Raw genomic sequence first — 20814 nt, 5'->3', positions numbered from 1 at the left:
AAATTTATTTAAATTCAGATTTTAAAGCTTTTGAACTATGGCATAGTTTAAGTGATATAAGTTTTCTTTCGATTCCATCACATCGGTTTTTATATCAAAACCTTGAGAGTTTTCATGGATAAAAACTTGCCAGCTTTCTGGACTCCAAAAATTAATATGTCCAGCGAAAGAATCGACTCTACCATTCGGAACTGTTAAAATCAAAGTTCCCTTGATTTTAATCATCTTTAAGAGATTAATCAGAGCTTTTTGAGGGTAGAGTAGATGCTCTAGAACTTCAGTACAAAATACGACATCAAAAGTTTGATTAACTCCTTCATATATATCATTTTGCTCAAATTCACAATCAGGATAAGAATGTATTGTTTGAGCGGTTTTTACTGCTGATGAAGAAAAGTCAAACCCTTTAATCAACAAAGGTTGATAATTTTCTCTAATCATTAGCAAGAGTTGGCCAAATCCACATCCTACATCAGCAATTGTTTTGTGATGGTAATCAACTCCATGAGAAACAGCTAAGTCAATTACATCTCGATAAAAAGCAAATTGTTCTTTACAAGAATGGAATTCCATTATTTTAGGATTAGCATACCATTCATCCATAACTTCTTGGGAATTATAATCAATTGCTGATTTAATATTAATAGCTTTTAGGTAGTGGGCATAAGACCAATTAGGGGCTAGAGATATAGCTTGATCGTAACATCCATCGGCTCGATCTAAATGCCCTTGATATTGCAAAACTAGACCCAACTGCAAGTGAAATACAGGATAATTAGGGTAGAGCGTAATAGCTTGATGATAATGTTCAAAGGCTTCTGCTAATCTACCCTCTTGCATTAAAAACTGCCCTCTATCGACATACGACTGCCTGGTTTGTATTGGATCGGATTCACGATCAATTAAACTATTAATGTTTTCATAGGATGTAAGAGATGTTTTTTTATCTTGAGCAGACCTATGAACTTGTTGAAAAGCATCTTGAATAATTTGGTTTCTAGACTCTGGTATATGGGCAAGTAATTGTTGGATGAAATAGTATAACTCAGTAAAGTTTCGGTCAATGCTTAATAGCTGACTCACTATTTTTTCTATAAGCTGATTTTCATTAATCCATCGATCCTGACTGATGAGATCATAAAGATGGTTCTCGTCGATGAAATGAGTAATAAATTCTACAGAAATATTGTCTAAGTAACAAGAAATATCAATCAATTTTAGGTAATTAATCCCATTTTCTGGACAAAGCTGACCCAAATGCTGCCGAATTAGCCAGGCTAAACCATATTGACCCGAATTATACTTTATTTGAGCCTCATGTTCTAAAATAAGGCTTAACTCTTCAGTCCATTTTTCAACTTCTTCTTCATTGCCATCAAGCATAGCAGATAGCCAACAAGTTTGAGCTTCTGATTCTTGACCTTGTAGGAGTAATAATAGGCCAAGATACCAATAATAAATCTTTTCATCGGGTTGATCGGATACGGCCTGTTCGTATAAACTAGCGGCTTTTTCGTAGTTCCCTGCTTCCCAGTAAGCTTTGGCTTGATTTTGCCAATCCCCATTTTGGATATCTAAGGTCATCTATTTTCCTCCTGAGTTTTGTCCTCTGATTTGTTCAGATCATCTGGATTGGTATTGATATTAGTTTGATCTTTATTTTGAGTAGAATTAGTTCGTTTTTGTAATTCATTTTCTAACTGAGCCATTAATTCTTGATAAGTATTGTCATCCGGGTATAAATCAACTAATTTTTGCAAGGGTATTCTGGCATTTTGAAGATCATTCATTTGTAATCGTACAACAAGCAAGCCTTCAAGGGCAATCCGATTTTCGGGTTCCCTTTGTAAAACGACTTCGTATCCCCTAGCTTGTTGAATCAGTGTTTGTTCAGGAGTCAATTCTGGACTTTCAGATTGAGAAGCAGGATTACTTTCTTCAGTATTAATGACACTGCTAAATACTCTTAGCATCCCCAAAGAAGTTCCTCCTAAGAAGGAAATGATTGACACAAAAATCAGGATTTTTTTAAATGTTTTCATTGATTTAGAATACCAATTTTTGGGTTGGAATAGTCATTGATTGTAATTTTGCTTGCCCGATAACACTCTTCTATAAAAATACCACTAATACTCTTCAAATACTCGACTCTACATATTGTGTCCACATTTGTTCATAGGCTTTTTCCATTTCACGGGCAAATTGCTTCCCATTCCATAAGGGTGCAGTTTTACGAGACTCTTTTAGCTTCCAAGATACTCTTTTGCGAAGTTCAGAATCTTTTCCTAAACGAATCCCCCATTCGACATACTCTTCATCTGTCCAAGCAATCCCTTCTGTAATACCTGCATTAATCATCATGGTATAGCTATTACGGGCAGCGAACTGTTGTCCCACTCGTGTTACCATAGGAATACCCATCCATAGAGTTTCTAAAGTTGTGGTAGCACCATTGTAAGGATAAGTATCTAATACAACGTCACAAATACTCATATTGGCACGATGCATAGACTCTGAGGGGGTAGGCATGACAAACTTGAGTCGCTCTTCAGAAAGTCCTTCTTCTTCAGCTAGTTCGACAAATAACCTCTGAATAGCGATTTGATCGCCGAATCCTTTAATTAAAAAATAGCTATGGGGTACTTCTTTGATGATTTTTAACTGTAACCTAGCCGTTTCTGGATGACGTTTATAGCCTCTTTGAGAACTGAAAAATAGAACCGCATCACTCGGAATATCTAGCATTTCACGTCGTAAAGTAGGGACACCTACTTCAAAGCCATCCACAGCAATATAGGTTTGTGGCAGTCGCCAAATTTTTTCACTGTAGTAGTCATCTGCATTGTCCGGTACTACATAGGGGTCGGCAATCATATAATCTACAGTGGGAATTCCTGGTGCATCCCATCCTAACCAACTCACTTGAATTGGGGCTGGTTTCATTGCCATGACTGCACAACTAAGATCCAAAGTCAAGCTATCCATATCGACAAGAATATCTACCTTATCCTTGCTAATTTGCTCAACCACATCAGCGTAGTGAATCCCCAATTTCCGAGTTTCTGTAAAATTTTGGATGTACCACTCTTGCAGTCTATCTTTACTCATCGCCCGGTAGTTCACAACATAGCCATAGATATCATAGTCTTCTCGATTATGGTGTCGAAATAACCACCGGGCAAGCCAGCCTACTGAATGGCTGGAGAAACAGTGAGACAAGTAACCTATTTTTAATCGCTTATTCTTATCCTGGGGATAGCTCCAGTTTTGTCGATACTGCTGAATTTGCTCATGAGCGTGTAGTTCAATTCCTGCTTGACAGAATTGGGCAACATGGTTGTGAATGCGTCGATTTCTTTCAGCATTATCCTCAAAATAGGGTACGAAATAGGTGCTACTGTACATCCGGATATGAACCGGTAATGGGTAATCAGATGCATTCTTTGGGTCAAGAGAGAGCAAAAGTTTAGCTTGCTGACTAAAGGCATTTACTGCTTCTTGCCAATATCCACCCGCACCCATGAATCCTGTGATTTGTAGAAAAAGCCCTCTGATTTTCTCAAGGTTATTTTTGGCTAACTGGCACATCTTTTTAGCAGATGCAACACATTCGTGATGGTCTGGTACCTTAGTGTAGAAACCAGCTAAATGTTCCCATACTTGTATATTTTCTGGATCAACCTGTAGTGCAATTTTACTGAGTTTAACGGCTAAATTGGGTTGGCGTAAGTTATAATTAATCTTTAAGCAAGATTCCATCACGATATTAATGAAGGCTTGTGGATCGTGAGATACGGCACAGGATATGCTAACTTCTGCTAGAGTGCATGTAAAAGGGTTGAGAGGCTGCTGATCTAGACAGAGTTGTAAAATCTGCAATAGAGCATAGAAGTCTGGCTTGGCTATCTGTGAAGTAGCTTCAAGAATTGGGATTATCCCTATCCGGTCAACTTCTTCTTGAGTTAATTGATCTAATTTTAGGTCTAATCCGATGAGTATTAGGAGATTCTTAAGGTTAGTAGGAGCAATTTCACGAATATGGTGACGAATCATCCAAGCCGTTGTCTGTTCGTTATTTTTTTCTTGTATGTCTGCTTCAGTTTGTAGAACACTCACTAAGTCAGCTATATATTGCTGGGTTTCTTCTTCAGCCCCTTCTCCAATTGCCAACATCCAAGCAACCTGGGCTTCGATTTCTTGTCCTTGTAGAAGTAGAGCTAATCCTAAGTACCAATGGGCTTGCTTCGATGTTGAATCGATTTCTATCTGATGCTGATAGAGTTCTAAAGCCTCGCTGTAGTGCTTTGACCTTAACAACTCTAGCCCTTGTTGTTGCCAATTTGGGGTTAATGGGGTCATGATCTTTTCATGGGATCTCTAAGTCTTGAAGTCTTAGAATGAGCAGGTTGTAGTAAAAGAGATAGGGTGAGATCAATTGATTACTCACCCTTGAAAACTATGCTGCTGGCTTCCTTTCGTAGTAGTTTGAGAACAGGAATACTTTACTAATAAACCGTGGATTAACCTTACAGCTCTGACCAATTATTGGGACATGCAGGAGCTGCTGTTGTCCCAAAGGTTAGGGGAATTGGCTGACTACCAGCATCGTTTGCTTCACACAGACTGGCTAGAGTGGTGGATTCACTCGTGTCTATCAGGTTTACTGCTGCAACTCCTCCAATATAAGATTTTAAGGTTGTTGGTTTGGCAGCCCCATAGTTAGTTACAGTGCTATTTTCGGTGATATTTGCTTGTGTAGTTGTGGTTGTACTGATTCCATAGATGTAGTTCTCGGTCTCTTCTTCAATACCCAAGCCCAGAGTTCCCAGGTCGAAGCTAAATCCACCTTTTTCCAGGTAGTAAGCTTGCTGCTGGCGGTTCATGGAACCCACATACTGCTTGGATTCGGATTGTTTGGCTTTGTTGGCTTGGTTGAGGAAGGAAGGCAGGGCGATCGCCGACAGGATACCGATAATGATGATAACAACCAGCAGCTCAATCAGGGTAAACCCTTCGTCTTCTTTCTTCGCGATCAGGTGTTGCAGGAACTTGGTTCTAAATTCAGTCTTCATGATGATCTACTTCTCCTTGGGGGTCGATAAACTAAGGCTTCTAACTCCATTGACTATAGCTTACCCACCTCATTCTGGTTTCATATCACCCCGATCAAAATTTTTTTTTGATTTGTCCGGATCAGCCCTAGGACTCTAGCAATACATAGCCCATCTCGTATAGGGGGATGAGTAGGTCTTTGACCTTTTCAGTCGCTTGGGAGGGGCCGATCGCCTCGCCAGTGACTGGATCGACGGGACAGAGCTTTTGCGATCGCTCCACCAGATCTCTAAAGGCACAAGGAGCGTCAATCAGAGGAAGTAAGATACTGATTACCCCACTATCGATCGCAGGGGTCGTCTTTGGGTCTATGGAAAGGTAGTGGTGTAAGGGTAGGGCGCTCATTTGGGTGATAGAGGCGATCGCCCCCTGCTTAAACTCCTCTGTCCTCAGTTGGGGGTGCAAGTGAACCCTTGCCTGATGCCACTGTTCCTCTGTCCAATCTTCAACCCTGAGCATCTGGTTATCCTCTTGAGGATGACCACACCAGAAATCCAATAGCCGTTGTTGGGAGTCAAACAACTCGTGAATATGGAGTTGTTCCTCCATAGATAACTCGGACAATTTGACCATTAACTCAATGGGGAGTTCGTCCCAATTCTTAAACAAACCGAGGAGATCCCACTGAGAGCCATTCACCATACCCACAAACTCCAATCCTGACTGTCTGATAAACTCAAATAAATCAGGAATTTCAAAACCTTTATCGCCCACAAAGAGGTGGTTCATCGCCAGGTACTCATTAGAATTTTCCTTGTCAGTTTTCCAAGCTAATTCTTTAAGAAACACTCCTGGCTTGATATTTTTCATTGTTTCTCGAACCAGATTATATTCAGTCTCTTGGGGCGCTGAATCCATTAATCCCAGCTTTTTCCATATTCGTTGCGCTCTAAAATAATGGCTCCGTTGAAGTTTGCTATGCAAATTAGCTCGAAGAATTCCGTCATGCTTCAAGACCGATTTCAATAGGCTTAGAGTTTTTTTAATATCTGAAAACAAATATAAAACTTCATCACAATTTATATAGTCAAACCAATAGTCTAGCGTTCCAACTTCTTCAATCGGCATAGCATAAAAATCGGTATCTGTAAACCCATGAAATTTTAGTCGTTCGCGAGCAATGCTTACGGATTTATCGGATATATCAACCCCCACAATTTTTGCCCCAGGATTAGCAGCAGCTAAAATCAAAGATTTATAGCCAGTTCCACATCCAGCATCTAAAATGACTTTACCGGCTGTATCAATCACCTTTTGGTCTCGCCGATAAAAGGCCGTCACCATATTATGAATATAGAGGGAAGAGGGATCGGCTTTGGGTGTTGCTTCTAAAGGGGCATTATAATAAGGTAGATCGTTAAATTGATCGCGAATTTTATCCAGTTCTTCCATTTGCTTATCCACCATTGCTTTAGTCTTTCCGTTTAATTTTAGCCTGTTTATTCCCCTCAACTCACATTTTTACACCTTTCATGCGCTATACTAAGCGTAGTCGTTATGAGTTTAGGTAAATATGAGCAACCCCACAGTCGAAAATCTAGTGATTATCGGTTCCGGGCCGGCCGGGTTTACGGCCGCCATTTATGCGGGTCGGGCGAACCTCAAACCCGTGGTGTTTGAAGGGTATCAGATGGGGGGAATTCCTGGGGGACAACTGATGACCACTACAGAAGTGGAGAATTTTCCCGGTTTTCCCGATGGTATCACCGGGCCGCAACTGATGGATAGGATGAAAGCGCAAGCCGTCAGATGGGGAGCAGAACTGTACACGGAAGATGTGGTTTCTGTTGACTTGAGTGAGCGGCCGTTTACGGTGAAATCTGACGAACGGGAGTTCAAAACCCATACTATTGTGATTGCCACCGGTGCGACGGCCAAACGGCTGAATCTTCCCCACGAACAGGACTTTTGGAGTAGTGGTATTTCTGCGTGCGCCATTTGCGATGGAGCAACACCCATTTTTAAGGGGGTGGAACTGGTGGTCATTGGGGGTGGAGATACGGCAGCAGAAGAAGCTGTGTATTTGACCAAATATGGCTCCCATGTCCATCTCCTGGTGCGACGGGGGGAAATGCGGGCTTCTAAAGCGATGCAAGACCGGGTACTGGCGCATCCAAAAATTACGGTTCATTGGCATACGGAAGCGGTGGATGTCTATGGAGAAGGGGCAAAATTTGGGGGTGTGAAGGTCAAGAATAACCAGACGGGAGAGGAGAACGATTTACCTGCGGGGGGGTTATTCTATGCCATTGGTCATACGCCCAATACCCAACTGTTCAAAGGGCAACTAGAGTTAGATGAGGTGGGCTATGTGGTCACCCAACATGGGGTACAAACCAGTGTAGAAGGGGTTTATGCGGTTGGTGATGTGCAAGACCATGAATTCCGCCAAGCGGTGACGGCGGCTGGAACGGGATGTATGGGAGCCATGTTAGCTGAACGGTGGTTATCGGCGAAAGGATTGGGTCAAGAATTTAAGCAGGAAGAAGGGGAAAAACCACCAGAAGCGGCTGCGAGTGCGACGACTCAAGCGGATACAGAAGAGACGTTTAAGCTGGAGGAAACCCGCCATAAGGGAGGGTATGCCCTACGGAAATTATTCCATGAAAGCGATCGCCCCATCCTGGTCATTTACACCTCTCCCACCTGCGGCCCCTGCCACACCCTCAAACCCATTCTCAGCAAGGTTGTTGATGAGTTTGACTCCAAAATCCACTATGTGCAAATTGACATTGAAGCCGATCCAGACATCGCTGAAAATGCCGGTATTAGCGGCACTCCCACCGTACACCTGTTCAAAGATAAGGAGTTACTGCAAGAACTCAAAGGGGTGAAACAAAAAAGCCAGTATCGCCAGGTGATTGAAACTCAGATCCCATCCACTTGAATACCCTAATTAAAAACCTAGGGAGCAAGATGCTCCCACTCCAGTCATATCAAACGATTGAGGGAGTGCGGGCAAGAGGCCCGCTAGTTATACCCATTGACCGGACTTGATATTTAATTTTTAATTTTTAATTCAATGTCCGTTTTGGTACTACAATGCAGCCAACCTTTAAACATTTATGGTTTCCTCACCTAGAACCATAAATTAGGATCTACACTCAATCACGTAAACTCAACATTCAAGTAAGGGTCACATCATGGGAGATAATGGGCGAACAACTGTGGGCATTGTTGGCGCTTCCGGTTATGGAGGCGTGCAACTGGTGCGGATGTTGTGCGAACATCCAAACGTCGATTTGGTTTATTTAGGAGGCGACAGCAGTGCGGGGAAGTCCTACGGCGATATTTACCCCCATCTAGCCCATCAGGTTAATCTGACTGTAGAAGCGGTTGATATCGATACGATCGCCTCTCGCTGTGAGGTTGTATTTTTAGGATTACCCAATGGGTTAGCCTGCAAGATGGCTCCCCAACTGCTTGAGAGAGGCTGTTTAGTTCTCGATCTTTCCGCCGACTATCGGCTAACGGATATGGAGGTCTATAAAGCTTGGTATGGCAGTGAAGACCGGGCTGACCATGAGGTATTATCGAAAGCGGTGTATGGATTACCGGAAATTTACCGCGATCGCATCCCCCATACTAAGCTGATTGCCTGTCCGGGATGTTATACCACTAGCAGTTTGCTGGCCATCAGCCCCCTGCTTAAACAAGGATTAATCGAACCCGATACCCTGATTGTAGATGCCAAGTCAGGCACATCCGGAGGGGGAAGACAAGGTAAAATTAATCTACTCTTAGCCGAAGCCGATAGTTCCTTCTCAGCCTATGGGGTGACTCGTCACCGACATACCCCCGAACTCGAACAAGTCTGTAGCGATTTAGCCGGCCATGAAGTTAAAGTTCAATTTACCCCCCATCTGATTCCCATGGTACGAGGGATTTTAGCCACCGTTTACGCGACTTTGCGCGACCCCGGCTTAGTTCGGGAAGACCTACGCACCATTTACAGTGTATTTTATCAAAATTCTCCTTGGGTGCGGGTTCTGCCGAATGGCACTTATCCGCAAACCAAGTGGGCTTGTGGTACAAACCTCTGTTATCTGGGTGTAGAAGTGGATGCGCGGACTAATCGGGTGATTGTGATGTCAGCGATCGATAACCTGATTAAGGGACAAGCAGGACAAGCTATTCAATGCCTAAACTTGCTCAAGGGTTGGGAAGAAACCTTGGGTTTGCCCAAACTGGCCTTTTATCCCTAACCAATTTGGAGTATGGGGGCCGGGGAACGGCCACCCCTGCCCCGTTAGCCTTAATCAATTTCAATTGATTGTGGCCCAGAAGAGCCATTTGTATCGCTTTCTGGGGTAGTGGTTTGTTGATCCAGCCAGGTTTTAATCGGATCTTCAGATAGGTTGAGTCGTAACACCCCAGAGCAGAATCCGCCAAAAAAGGCGACGGGTTGTTGGGTCAGTTCTTGAAAAATCGGCGCAAATTGATCAAACATGGTTCAAGAGCAATAGGCTGTATGGTGCTATTGGGATTGTAGCGTGTTGTTTACCAAAATTTACAAATACCTAACTCAAGCCATGACCCATTATCCACGCTAGGGGATGGCGCTATCCGTCATTTTTCTGATATGCTTTCCAAGGAATTAACCAAATCTATGATATAATTTCGGTCGAGAACAAATTCCTGCGATCGCTGAGTTTTGGATCTTCGGCGACTATTTTGCCATGCAGAAGAACTGCCGGATCGGGAATTGGAGTGATTTGAGGTTGTGCGAGCCATAATATTGTCCTGAAGTGTTTTGTTATAGGGGAATTTTAAACGAATTAGACTCTTTCGTTGAAAGACTCCCTACTTATTAGTTTGGCTTATTTTGGCAGTCAATGACCAAACTTGTAAAATAGATTTACGCAATGGACTCCAGGGATTCAGGGGAAAACCAGAGCAATGGTCATCTTTTGGTCATAATCTTGTTCTAGGGTACACTCTAGTTCAGCAAAAACCGATTGATAACTGTCTTATGTCTAACCTGAAATCTTCCAATTTTCTCCTCGCTTGTCTGTTGAGTGGTAAGGCCAGCTTGTTGTTAATGGCTCCAGTGCAAGCAGCTTCTACTGTTTCTTCTCCAGAAACAGCCCTGAATACTCCCGTCGCAGTAGAAGTGGTGAACCTGAAAGTCAACTCCACCGAGAAAACTGGTGAGGTCATTTTGATCGCCGATGCAGACTACGATCAAAATGTGGATCAAAATCAGGATGTAGACAACAATCGCAATTGGCGAGCATAGGTAGTCACGGAGGGGGGGACAGGATGAAGCAGAAATCTCCTGTTCCCCATTCCCCATCCCCCATTCCCCTTATGACTGTTTTATCCTCTCTACTCTATCCCTATTCCCTAGAGCAATTCTGGGCAGAAAACTGGACAAAGCAAGCGGTACTGATTCCCGGAAAGACTGGGGATAAATTCGACCCTTTATTCAGTTGGCAGGATCTCAACCATTTATTAAATTATCACCAGATTCCCTATCCCCATCTGCGCTTTGCCCAAGATGGTTCATCTTTACCCGCAGCTAAAGCGGAGAAATGGTTAGAGTTGCTTCAACAAGGTGCAACTTTGATTATCGATAGCGTCCATAGTCGGATGCCAGAATTAGAGCAATTGACGGCCCAAATTCGGCAAGAAACGGGGCATCGCAGCCAAATCAATCTCTACTGTTCGCCGCGCTCCGAACAGGGGTTTAATTGCCATTATGATAGCCATGAGGTGCTAATTTTACAAATTGCTGGGGAGAAAGAATGGTTTGTGTTTCCAGAAACGATCGCCGCTCCCGTCTCTAGTATGCGATCGGCCGATCGCCTCCCTCCGGATGTTCCCCCCTATCTGCAATGCACCCTGAAACCGGGAGATTTGTTATACATTCCTAGGGGTCATTGGCATTATGCCATCGCCTGCGGGAGTCCCTCTGAAGAGGACTTTTCCCCCTCCCTCCATTTAACGTTAGGGATTAGCTGTCAAACCGGATTAGATTGGATCGCTTGGCTACAAGAGGAACTACAGGAGTCTCCCCAATGGCGCGAAAACTTACCGATAATCCCTCCAGAGGACAAAAGCGCTGTTGAAACCCATTTACAGCAATTGCGCGATCGCCTAATCACCTGGTTACAAACTCCCGAAGCGATCGAGAAGTATCTTCATTATCTCGGATATTGCGATCGGCCCCCACTCCCCCTCTCCCTTCCCCATCAACTCGGTAGTCAAATTTTCCATCAAGGACTCGAAACCCGCTTCATCTCCTCCCCCTTACATCCAGTGCAAATTACCACCACCCCCGACCACCACACTCAAATCCTTATCGGCACAAAACAAGCCACAGTTAAAGGATTACCCACAGAGTTAGTCGCAAAACTCTTCCGTCCAGAAGGCTTTACCCTCCTGGATTTAGCCGAATGGTCGCCCGATCTCGATGTAGAAACCGCCGTCATTCCCCTACTCACTCAACTCGTCACCCAAGGACTCTTACAAGTAGATCCTTCCAGTGAAATAGAAGCCTAAAATTGTGCATTTAAGCCCAGTTAATCGGTTAAGAAGCGGTCATATCAAGTTCGCTTATTCATGTCCGCGAAGCGGAAATACCCTAATTAAAAATCCAGGGAGCAAGATGCTCCCACTCCAGTCATATCAAAGAATTCGAGGAGTGCGGGCATCTTGCCCGCTTCTTAACAAATTTTCATGTCCGCTTGCGGAAACCGGACTTGATATCAAGATCTATCTCCCCATCCCCCCATCACAGCCTAAAGCGCTGTTTCACCTGCTCCACTAACCACCGACCCAACCCCCGCAAAAATACGATTAACCCCGGCCGATGGGCTGAAGGAAAAAGGGCTAATTGTAACGCCTTATGCATCGCCCTCTGTTGCTCCGGAAAATAGAGGGCAAACCGTTGATAACAGTAATATAAATCGGGGGTATAACTTTGGTCTTGCTCCATCACTAACTCATATCCGGTTCTCACCATTCGCCGCATGATCCAACGGCATTGTTTTTTCACCTGAGCGGAAAATCGAGCATCCTGGGGGGACAATTGGGCTAAAATATTCAGGGTTTGGCCTAAATCTTTTTCCCAAGTATAAGCATAGTTGATGAGGGAAGATCCTGGCTCAAATTGGGGCAAGGTGAGGGGCAAATCTTCGCCCGCAATCTTGAGGCTTTGAATTTGGATAATGCTTGGCCAAATTGAGTAGTGCTGCTCAATATCTGCCTGAGTCAAGAGAATGAGTTCTACTTTTAGGCAAAATAGATATCGCTTTTGCAGTTGGCTGCAAATCTGACGCGCAAGGGAGCGGTCTGTATCCAAAATTTCCCCGGATAAAATGGCAAAACTATCGAGATCGGAGACTTGGGGAAGGGCTAAACCGCGAGGAACAGACCCGCGTAAATACAGAGCTTGTAAGCGAGTTGACCAAGGGGGTTGAACTCTCTGCCGCAGTTCTTCTACTAAGAGAGTCCAGGGGGGTAAAATTTTATCAATATGGCAATCGTTGATTAGATATCCAGCAGGGTCTTGAGCTAATAGTTTACCCCAAGGTCTGATTTGGGTCATTGTTCCTCCTGGATCAATGGGATAAAGGTAAGACGATTTGAAAGGTTGAACCTTGATTGAGGGTACTGAATACGGTGATGGTTCCGCCATGTAACTGTACAATTTGCTGGGTAATGGCTAATCCTAAACCAAAGCCTTTAACGGAGGGGCGATCGCCGGGTGCAGGGACGCGATAGAACCGTTCAAAGATATGGGGAATTTCGGCCTGTGGAATTCCCATTCCCGTATCTTTTACGGTCATGATGGCGCGATCATTTTGAGTTAATAAAGCCATTTCTATTGTACCACCAGGGGGGGTATACTGGCAAGCATTATGGAAGAGATTGGCGATCGCTTGCCCCAGTAAACCGCTCTCACCCTTCACCCTCACTTCTTTCTCAATCTGACGCTTTAAGTGTAAGGATTGGCACTCTGCCTCTGGAGCCAAATCAGCCCAGAGATTTTCCATTACTTCACTTAAATCAATCGGCTGTAAAGATTGCGCCCCTAAACCCCCTTCGTGGCGAGCTAAAAACAGCATTTGGGTGATTAAATTGCTCATGCTTTTAGCTAATTGAACTATTTTTTCAAATCTCAGCCGCAGACTCTCTACGACTTCCTCTAAGTCTTCTGATTCTTCGACATCTTCTAAAGTCATTAATCCCACTTGAGCCTGACTCAAAACGGCGGCTAAAGGAGTCCGCAATTCATGAGAAGCATTCGCTGTAAAGCGTTGCAATTGTTGATTGCTTTTGTGTAAATTTTTCTCTCGACTGGCGGATTCTTGTTCGAGTTGGTAAAACAAATGGATGGAAGCCAAAAATCCCATCCCTCCTAATCCCGCAGAAATGAGCAAAATTGTCCAAGTAATTTGTCGATATAAATTCTGATGTTGTTGCCGTTTTTTCAGCAATATCTCTTCCGCTTCTGCGAATTGATTAATTAACTCTCGCCCTCGATCCATGGTAGCTTTACCTTCGTCCAACCAATCATAAACAGAAGCAATAGAAACCCATTGATCGGCGGTTAAGTTCATCCGTTGCAGTTCACTTTTGAGGGTGACTTTTTCATAAAAAATGGCAAGATTTTGAGCTGTAATCTCTTCAATCTCTTGCAACCGTTGAGTTTGTTCCGGATTGTCAGAGACGAGGGACTCTAGTTTCTGTAGAGAATCTGGGATGATTTTGAGGGCATTTTCATAAGGTTCTAAGAACTCCGGTCTTAAGGTTAAGCCATAGCCCCGTACTCCGGTTTCAGCGTCAATTAAGGCATTGAGCAATTGTTTGGTTTCTAGGCGCACATTTTGGGTATGTTGTACCCATTTTTCATCTTCAACTAAACTGGCATTTAACCAAGCAAAGGCAGAGATGGCTGTAAATAGACAAGACACCGGAATCGCAATAATCAGAGTGCCTCGAATGCGAGTGGGCAGTTGATGCCAGGAAGGGAAAAATCGCCTAGGGTTGCTCATAACTCGATTGAATCTTGGCGGTTTGCGAGACGATAACCCATACCATAAACGGTTTCTATCCAGGGGTCTACCTGAAGTTTTTGTAATTGCTTTCGCAGCCGTTTAATGCGGGCAGCAACGGCATTACTTTCCGGTTCTGCGCCCCATTCCCAAAGGGCTTGTTCGAGCCGATCGCGGGTGAGGACTTGTCCGGGATTTCGCATAAAGATTTCTAACAGTTGAAAGTCCCGACTCGACAGTTTTAGGCTCTGTTCGCCTCGCGTTAAGTGTAGGGTATCGAGATTTAGGGACAAATCGCCCACGTTTAGGATATCACCCACCCAAAGGGGCGATCGCCGTCGCAGGGCGCGTACTCTGGCTAACAATTCGTCGAGATCGACAGGTTTGACCAAATAATCATCCGCTCCCGCATCTAAAGCTTCTACTTTATTGGCAGTGGTGTCTTTAGCCGTGAGCATTAAAATGGGGGCGCTTTTCCCAGACTGGCGATAAAAGTGGCAAAGAGCCACCCCGTCTTTTCCCGGTAACATCCAATCTAATATCAGTAAATCATACTCTTTTTCGCCGATTAACCACTCAGCATCCACCCCATCGTTCACCCCATCGACAATATGCCCGGCACGAGTTAAGGCAAAATGTAAGGGTTCGAGTTGTTCGGGATCGTCTTCAACTAACAGAATTCGCATCAGTTCAATGATGGCTACTTAGGCTTATAGCGCTTCGCGCTAGGGAATAGGGAATAGGGAATAGGGAATAGGCAATAGGCAATAGGGAATAGGCAATAGGCAATAGGCAATAGGCAATAGGCAATAGGGAATTAGGGAATTAGGGAATAGGGAATAGGGAATTAGGGAATAGGGAATAGGGAATTAGGGAATAGGGAATAGGGAATAGGGAATAGGGAATAGGGAGTTAGGGAATTAGGGAATAGGTAATAGGGAATAGGGAATAGGGAATAGGGAATAGGGAATAGGGAATTAGGGAATTAGGGAATTAGGGAATTAGGGAATTAGGGAATTGGGAATAGGGAATTAGGGAATTAGGGAATTAGGGAATAGGGAATTAGGGAATTAGGGAATTGGGAATTGGGAATTAGGGAATTAGGGAATAGGGTTGTGGTACATGGCTTTGAGCCTTTAAGACTGTACACCATCACAGCGCGAAGCGCTGTATCCGGTTCATCACGCCCCAAAGCACCATTGTGTGCCTACATGAGCTTCTACACAGCGATCGCCTAAATCATGCCATAAAACACTCATGGCCTTCATTCCTGTACAATGGTTTGCGCCAATGCGTTGCACCTGATAGCGCTTGAGAGTCTCTACGGTAGCGTGCAAGCGGCGATCGTCAGCCCGTAACAAATGCATTCCTCCCATCACTGCATAGATGCGATCGCTCTCGGTAATCTGGGCAATATAATTCAGGGTATTGATCGCCCCCGCATGGGCACAACCGAACAACACCACTAACCCCTCCGGACTATACAAATATAAGGCTTGATCGTCCCATAGGGGATCGACGCGACGATGTTGGGCATCTTGCCAAAACGATCCCCCCGTATCCTCTAGGGGATGGGTGCGGGGAATGGTTCCGGTTGCATAGACTCCCGGACAAATTTCTGTAGGGTTTTGAGTCCAGACGATGCGATCGCCATAATCGGCTAACAGTTTCTCAGAGTCAAGCAAGCCGATATGTCCTCTAGGGCTATATTTAGGGGCGATCGCCTGGGGATGGAGAAACAACACCGGGCCATCCTCTGGAGAAGCCTCTAAACTGGGCAACCCCCCCGTATGATCGTAATGGCCATGGCTGAGAACAATGGCATCGAGAGCCGATAAAGAAATCCCCAAGTTTTCGGCATTGTGCTGTAACACCAGTCCCTGTCCCGTATCAAACAGAATCTTATAGCCATCTGCTTCAATGAAAAACGAAATGCCATGCTCTCCGAGTAACCCTCGACCTCCGGCACGATTTTCCACCAAGACGGTTATTTTGAGTTGGTTGAGATTCATAAGTAATTAATAATTAGTCCTTCAAGGACAAGGGGCTAGGGGCCCCTTGTTCAGTCGCATGTTAATAGGGAAATGAGATAACCTAAACCCACCAAGGCATTTTCCCAGTCCGAGGATCGGTTTCTGTCCAAGGAGAAATCCGAATATAATCCCCCTCTATTTTCACATGGGTCAGACGCAAAGGTAGGGGAGCTGGCCCCCGTAACACTCGACCTTCAGCATCATAGAGAGAGCCATGACAGGGACACTGGAATTGATTCGCATTACCATTCCAAGGGAACGTACAACCTAAGTGGGTACAGTTATCAACAATGCCCCAAGGATGTAATTCACCCCGTTCTGTAACCGTCAGATACGTTGGCTCTCCACTCAAGCCAGCCACCAAAGCACGACTCTGGGGAGGAGCCGCTAAAATTTGGCTGGCAGGGATTAACTTTCCATGAATATCCTTGGCCAAAATTCCACCCTGCTCATCGGTTTCTGGACGGGGAAGGAAAAATTGACCCGCAGGATAAAGACCAGCAACTACCGTCGTCGCTACTGTCGCCCCTGTCAGAAAGTTGAGAAACTGTCTGCGGGACATTGAGGGATAAGCCTCTTCCATCTGATTTACCTCCTTAGATCGCAATCAAGACATTTTAATCGTAACATAGCTTTATAGTGATATCAAGATGAAATTGTTTATCTTGATACAGCGCCTGGTGCTGTTATGAGGGGCGTTACCTGTCTATTTACCGACAGGAAAGATAGCTAACTCTAGCTACCCTTGCCTATTTCTTATTTATATTGTATGACTATATAGTGATGCTTGTGTTCTGAAAAAACCCAGTTTTCAACAACTGGGCCAAGAATACTCCCTAAAAGCAGCCTGGAATGGGTTCTTCCTTGCCCTGTCTGCTTTTAAGGGAGCTTTCTTATACAGATAGCTTAACTATAGCGGTCTAAAAGAGCTTGCAGCCCACCACCATAGCCAGCACCTACCGCATTCATCCGCCATTCTCCATCTTTCCGATACAACTCGGTGATAATCATTGCCGTTTCAATGGAATAATCCTCATCTAAGTCATAGCGAATAGCTTCTTCCTTGGTCTTCACATTCACCAGACGCACATAAGCATTACTCACCTGGCCAAAATTTTGTTTGCGTTGTTCCGCCTCATAAATGGTCACAGTAAACACCATTTTCATCACCTCTGGGGCAATTTTCCGCAAGTCAAGGATAACGACTTCATCATCGCCTTCCCCCGCACCGGTGCGGTTATCCCCCATGTACTCGACTGCCCCATCTGGACTTTTTTTGTTATTGTAAAAGATCAGATGTTTTTCAGAAACTAATTTTTCATTTTCCCCTAAGAGAAAAACCGAGGCATCCAGGTCAAAATCAACCCCCGTATCTGTGGCTTTAATGTCCCATCCTAAACCCATAAAAGCCGCTTCAATTCCTGGAGATGCTTTTTCCAGAGAAACTTTTTGTCCTTTCGCTAGAGAAATGGCCATAATCATTTAAGTCAATTGACGACTTTATTCAGCATATCTTACGGATTTAGCTGTGGACAAAATTTGTTGATAAGATTTAACCTTCTGGTCAATTCCGGTAATATCTGTACCGACGACCACAGCCATTGCCCCTAAATCTAAGGCGTTCTGGGCCATCTCTGGGGAAGCAATGCCCCCTTCGCACACGATGGGGCAACTAAACTGTTGCACGAGTTGCTCTAGGAGGTCATACCCTGGGGGGGTGAGGTCTTGGGTTTGGGGGGTATATCCGTACAAGGTGGTGGCGAGTAAATCTGCTCCGGCCTGAAATGCAACGTTTGCCGACTCTAGGGTATCGACATCGGCAAACACGGGTTTATTAAGCTGCTGATGAATTTGTGTAATCAGGGTTTCTAGGGTTTCGCCTCCTGGCCGGGGGCGGTTGGTGGCATCGATCGCAATCCAATCTGCGCCCGCTTGGGCCAGTTCTAGGGCTTGGTCAAACTGGGGGGTAATGTAGATCTCAGAATCGGGGAATTGGCGCTTCCAGAGGCCAATAATGGGCGCATCGGTCTGTTGCCGGACGGCTTGGATATGGGTAGGGGTATCAATGCGAACGGCTGTTGCTCCTTGATTGAGGGCGGCTTTGGCCATGGCTGCAATGACCGAGGGGTGATGGAGAGGGGAGTCGGGAGGCGCTTGGCAAGAGACAATTAATCCTTGTAGCGATCGTCTATCGAGTGAGTTGATCATCATTGATTCTGTAACGGTTACTCATTTTTGGTTTTTAATCGATCTTACTTGGGCGAGAGGATGCGGCTCAGGGTTTGTAGGAGTTCTTCGAGTTGTAAGGGTTTACTCAGATAGACATCCGGTTGGGTGAGGGGATCTTGGGATAGCTCTTGTTGTTCAGAGCGATCGGCGATCGCCAACACTTTGATTGTATAAGTCGTGGTTGAATTTCGCAAAATAGTAATTAATTCTTGAACACTCATATCCGGCAACTGAGTTTCTGTAATAATCGCTAAAGGTCGCAACACTTCGATTTGCTGAGTGACTGTTGAGCCATTTAATAACCAAATGGCTTGATATCCGGCTGCGGTGAGCAAATCACAAATTTCCCACGCCATCTGTTCATCTTCTTGAATCAAAACTAAGCGTCCTAAAGGAATGGTTCCCGCCCAGGGATTTAGTGAACTCTGTCCCGAAGATTTCAAGGACACTTTACCTTGGGGTTGAGACGGTAAACTCACCGTAAATACCGATCCCACTCCCAAGGTTGAATCCACTTCAATTAAGCCTCCATGAAGCTCTACCAATTGACGAGTAAGGGCTAATCCTAACCCTAGACCGGGATATTCACGTTCATAAGTTGTTTCCAATTGCTGAAATTTCTCAAATAAGAAAGAAAATGAGTTTTGGTTAATACCAATACCTGTATCTTCAACCTTAAAAATCGTCCTCTCTTCTTCACGCCAAACCGTTACAATTACTTCCCCTCCTTCTCCTGTGAACTTGATCGCATTGTTAATTAAATTGAGCAAAATTTGTTGTACTCTGTATTGATCTCCAGAAAAAACATCTTCTTCTTCAGACAAAGAAACATTCACAATCAAATTAATTCCTTGATCTTGAGCTGTTTTTTGAAAAGAATTTTGACAATTACGAACCAATCCACTCAAAGAAAACTTACGAATATTGAGGATTGTTTTTCCCGCTTCTAACTGAGCAAGATCTAGTAAATTATTAATCAAATCTAGTAAATGACGGCCGCTATCTTGTATCTTCTGTAAATATTTTCTTTGTTTATCTACACTTAGCTTATGGGCAGGATCTTCAGGAGAAAAAGCTAACCTTAGTAGGGTTGCAGACATACCAATAATATAAGTTAAGGGGGTGCGTAACTCATGACTAATTGCAGCCAAAAATTCACTTTTTATACGATTCTGAATCTGACTTCTTAAAAGAGAAGATTGCAGATTATATTCCCCTGCTTCCACATCTTCATGCACAGATTTAGACTCTAAAGAACTCAAGTTAAGATCTGGTTCGTTCTGCGATCGATCGATGGCGATCGCCAAATAATCGGCTAATCGTTTAAGCGCATGTTTTTCCCATTCCAACCAACGTCGAGGATAGTGACATTGATGGGCAATCATCAATCCCCAAATTTGTTTGCGTACCAAAATCGGAACCACTAACTTAGCCCGAACATGATAATGACGCAATAGATCTAATAAACAGGGAGCATCCTGATAGCTAACTTCCACATCCGAAATGGTGGCTACCCAGCCTTGTTGATATTTTTCCCGGCCTTTACATCCATAGGCAAAACAAGACTTTTCCTCCGTTAAATGAAGTACGGGCGGAATCGAATTTCCTCCCTTAGCTTCATAGGTAATATAGCCCCAGCTTTTGGGTGAATTGATTGGGTTATAGTCTTGACCTTTAAATACATCAAATTGATAAATCAATAGGCGATCGACCTGCAAGAAACTTCGCCATTCTTCCACAGCCGTTGACAAAATTGTGGGTAAATCTACCCCTTGCTGCATTTGGGCAATAATTTGATAATATAACCTCTCTTGTCTGGCTGGATTCATAAAAGAACCCGTAAAACACTCTTGCGATCCTGTTTCCGACTGTTCAATTCGAGTTAAAATTTGCAGGATCAACTCCCCTTGTAAATAAGCCGAATTCACTTGAGGGGTACGAATTACTTTTTTTAAAGCTTGATGCACTAGGGCGGGATCGGATAATTCCTGTAGGAGTTGTTTAAGAAAAACTGTAATCGGTTGGACATCAAAGGTAAACTCGACCTGAAGATAGGGAACTTCATGAATAGAGGCGTGACCGAGAGGCGTACCAATTAACAACACCCTCAAGGCTGGAGACACTAAAACCAAAAACTGCGATCGCCCATAATTCCAAGAGGAATCGGTCTGATGTAAAATCCTCTCAGTGATACAGATCGCAGCCTCTCCCAAAGTATCGGCCTTACCCTGTAACAAGACATAAAGCTGCTTAAAGGTCTTGTAATCTAAAATTCGATGAGGTAGCATTACTATTGCTTAGTCAGAAGATCGCAGGATAGATGAAGATACGGCAGATCAAGGAGGAGAGCGGACACCACAGTTGATAAATCCTGCTTCCTGTCCCTTAGTCAGAGGGCTTGCCATTCTCCGATTTACATATCCTATGCTCTTTTTGAT

At 44.2% G+C, this 20814-nt stretch carries 18 protein-coding genes; 4 read left to right on the top strand and 14 right to left on the bottom strand.

Features of this window, described 5'->3' with window-relative positions; translation table 11 throughout:
• Nucleotides 1-21 precede the first annotated feature (21 nt).
• The 5 genes from PMG25_RS00975 to PMG25_RS00955 form a co-directional block, all read right to left on the bottom strand.
• Nucleotides 22-1584: a tetratricopeptide repeat protein gene (locus PMG25_RS00975; protein WP_283765045.1), complete on the bottom strand. Its 1563-nt coding sequence runs from the start codon at nt 1582-1584 to the stop codon at nt 22-24.
• Entirely contained in the window at nt 1581-2042 is a 462-nt protein-coding gene (locus PMG25_RS00970) for a tetratricopeptide repeat protein (RefSeq protein WP_283765044.1), read from the bottom strand. Before PMG25_RS00970 ends, PMG25_RS00975 begins: the two co-directional genes overlap by 4 nt.
• A 94-nt stretch (nt 2043-2136) precedes the next feature.
• Nucleotides 2137-4359: an O-linked N-acetylglucosamine transferase, SPINDLY family protein gene (locus PMG25_RS00965; protein WP_283765043.1), complete on the bottom strand. Its 2223-nt coding sequence runs from the start codon at nt 4357-4359 to the stop codon at nt 2137-2139.
• Between the two features lie 167 nt (nt 4360-4526).
• Nucleotides 4527-5072 carry a type IV pilin-like G/H family protein gene (locus tag PMG25_RS00960; protein ID WP_283765042.1) on the bottom strand — a complete coding sequence of 182 codons (546 nt, stop codon included), beginning with the start codon at nt 5070-5072 and terminating at the stop codon, nt 4527-4529.
• Between the two features lie 127 nt (nt 5073-5199).
• Entirely contained in the window at nt 5200-6564 is a 1365-nt protein-coding gene (locus tag PMG25_RS00955) for a methyltransferase domain-containing protein (RefSeq protein ID WP_283765041.1), read from the bottom strand.
• Between the two features lie 61 nt (nt 6565-6625).
• On the opposite strand from PMG25_RS00955, the gene trxB reads away from it, so the two are divergent.
• Both trxB and argC read left to right on the top strand, forming a co-directional pair.
• Nucleotides 6626-7999 (top strand): thioredoxin-disulfide reductase, encoded by a 1374-nt coding sequence (gene trxB / locus PMG25_RS00950; protein ID WP_283765040.1) that lies wholly within the window; start codon nt 6626-6628, stop codon nt 7997-7999.
• A gap of 256 nt (nt 8000-8255) precedes the next feature.
• Nucleotides 8256-9317: an N-acetyl-gamma-glutamyl-phosphate reductase gene (gene argC / locus PMG25_RS00945; RefSeq protein ID WP_283765039.1), complete on the top strand. Its 1062-nt coding sequence runs from the start codon at nt 8256-8258 to the stop codon at nt 9315-9317.
• 50 nt (nt 9318-9367) lie between these two features.
• On the opposite strand, the gene PMG25_RS00940 is transcribed toward argC, so the two are convergent.
• Entirely contained in the window at nt 9368-9562 is a 195-nt protein-coding gene (locus tag PMG25_RS00940) for a ssl0294 family protein (protein WP_283765038.1), read from the bottom strand.
• 522 nt (nt 9563-10084) lie between these two features.
• Here PMG25_RS00940 and PMG25_RS00935 point away from each other — a divergent pair.
• On the top strand, nt 10085-10351 hold the full coding sequence (locus PMG25_RS00935) for a hypothetical protein (RefSeq protein ID WP_283765037.1): 267 nt from the start codon (nt 10085-10087) through the stop codon (nt 10349-10351).
• Between the two features lie 71 nt (nt 10352-10422).
• On the top strand, nt 10423-11616 hold the full coding sequence (locus PMG25_RS00930; RefSeq protein ID WP_283765036.1) for a cupin domain-containing protein: 1194 nt from the start codon (nt 10423-10425) through the stop codon (nt 11614-11616).
• A gap of 232 nt (nt 11617-11848) precedes the next feature.
• Here PMG25_RS00930 and PMG25_RS00925 read toward each other — a convergent pair whose 3' ends face one another.
• From PMG25_RS00925 to PMG25_RS00890, 8 genes are all read right to left on the bottom strand, one after another.
• On the bottom strand, nt 11849-12664 hold the full coding sequence (locus PMG25_RS00925; protein WP_283765035.1) for a hypothetical protein: 816 nt from the start codon (nt 12662-12664) through the stop codon (nt 11849-11851).
• 13 nt (nt 12665-12677) lie between these two features.
• Nucleotides 12678-14114: a sensor histidine kinase gene (locus PMG25_RS00920; RefSeq protein WP_283765034.1), complete on the bottom strand. Its 1437-nt coding sequence runs from the start codon at nt 14112-14114 to the stop codon at nt 12678-12680.
• A complete protein-coding gene (locus PMG25_RS00915; protein ID WP_283765033.1) occupies nt 14111-14800 on the bottom strand; it encodes a response regulator transcription factor in 690 nt (229 codons plus the stop codon). Before PMG25_RS00915 ends, PMG25_RS00920 begins: the two co-directional genes overlap by 4 nt.
• A gap of 495 nt (nt 14801-15295) precedes the next feature.
• On the bottom strand, nt 15296-16126 hold the full coding sequence (locus tag PMG25_RS00910; RefSeq protein ID WP_283765032.1) for an MBL fold metallo-hydrolase: 831 nt from the start codon (nt 16124-16126) through the stop codon (nt 15296-15298).
• A gap of 82 nt (nt 16127-16208) precedes the next feature.
• On the bottom strand, nt 16209-16730 hold the full coding sequence (gene petC, locus PMG25_RS00905) for a cytochrome b6-f complex iron-sulfur subunit (protein WP_283765031.1): 522 nt from the start codon (nt 16728-16730) through the stop codon (nt 16209-16211).
• Between the two features lie 323 nt (nt 16731-17053).
• Entirely contained in the window at nt 17054-17623 is a 570-nt protein-coding gene (locus tag PMG25_RS00900) for a TerD family protein (RefSeq protein ID WP_283765030.1), read from the bottom strand.
• A gap of 24 nt (nt 17624-17647) precedes the next feature.
• Complete coding sequence (locus PMG25_RS00895; RefSeq protein WP_283765029.1) at nt 17648-18358, bottom strand: N-acetylmannosamine-6-phosphate 2-epimerase; 711 nt, start codon at nt 18356-18358, stop codon at nt 17648-17650.
• Between the two features lie 41 nt (nt 18359-18399).
• Nucleotides 18400-20664: a hybrid sensor histidine kinase/response regulator gene (locus PMG25_RS00890; RefSeq protein ID WP_283765028.1), complete on the bottom strand. Its 2265-nt coding sequence runs from the start codon at nt 20662-20664 to the stop codon at nt 18400-18402.
• Nucleotides 20665-20814 lie beyond the last annotated feature (150 nt).

Origin of the sequence: Roseofilum capinflatum BLCC-M114 (assembly GCF_030068505.1) — a bacterium.
GTDB lineage: Bacteria > Cyanobacteriota > Cyanobacteriia > Cyanobacteriales > Desertifilaceae > Roseofilum > Roseofilum capinflatum.
This window is presented reverse-complemented; position numbering and strand designations above follow the sequence as displayed.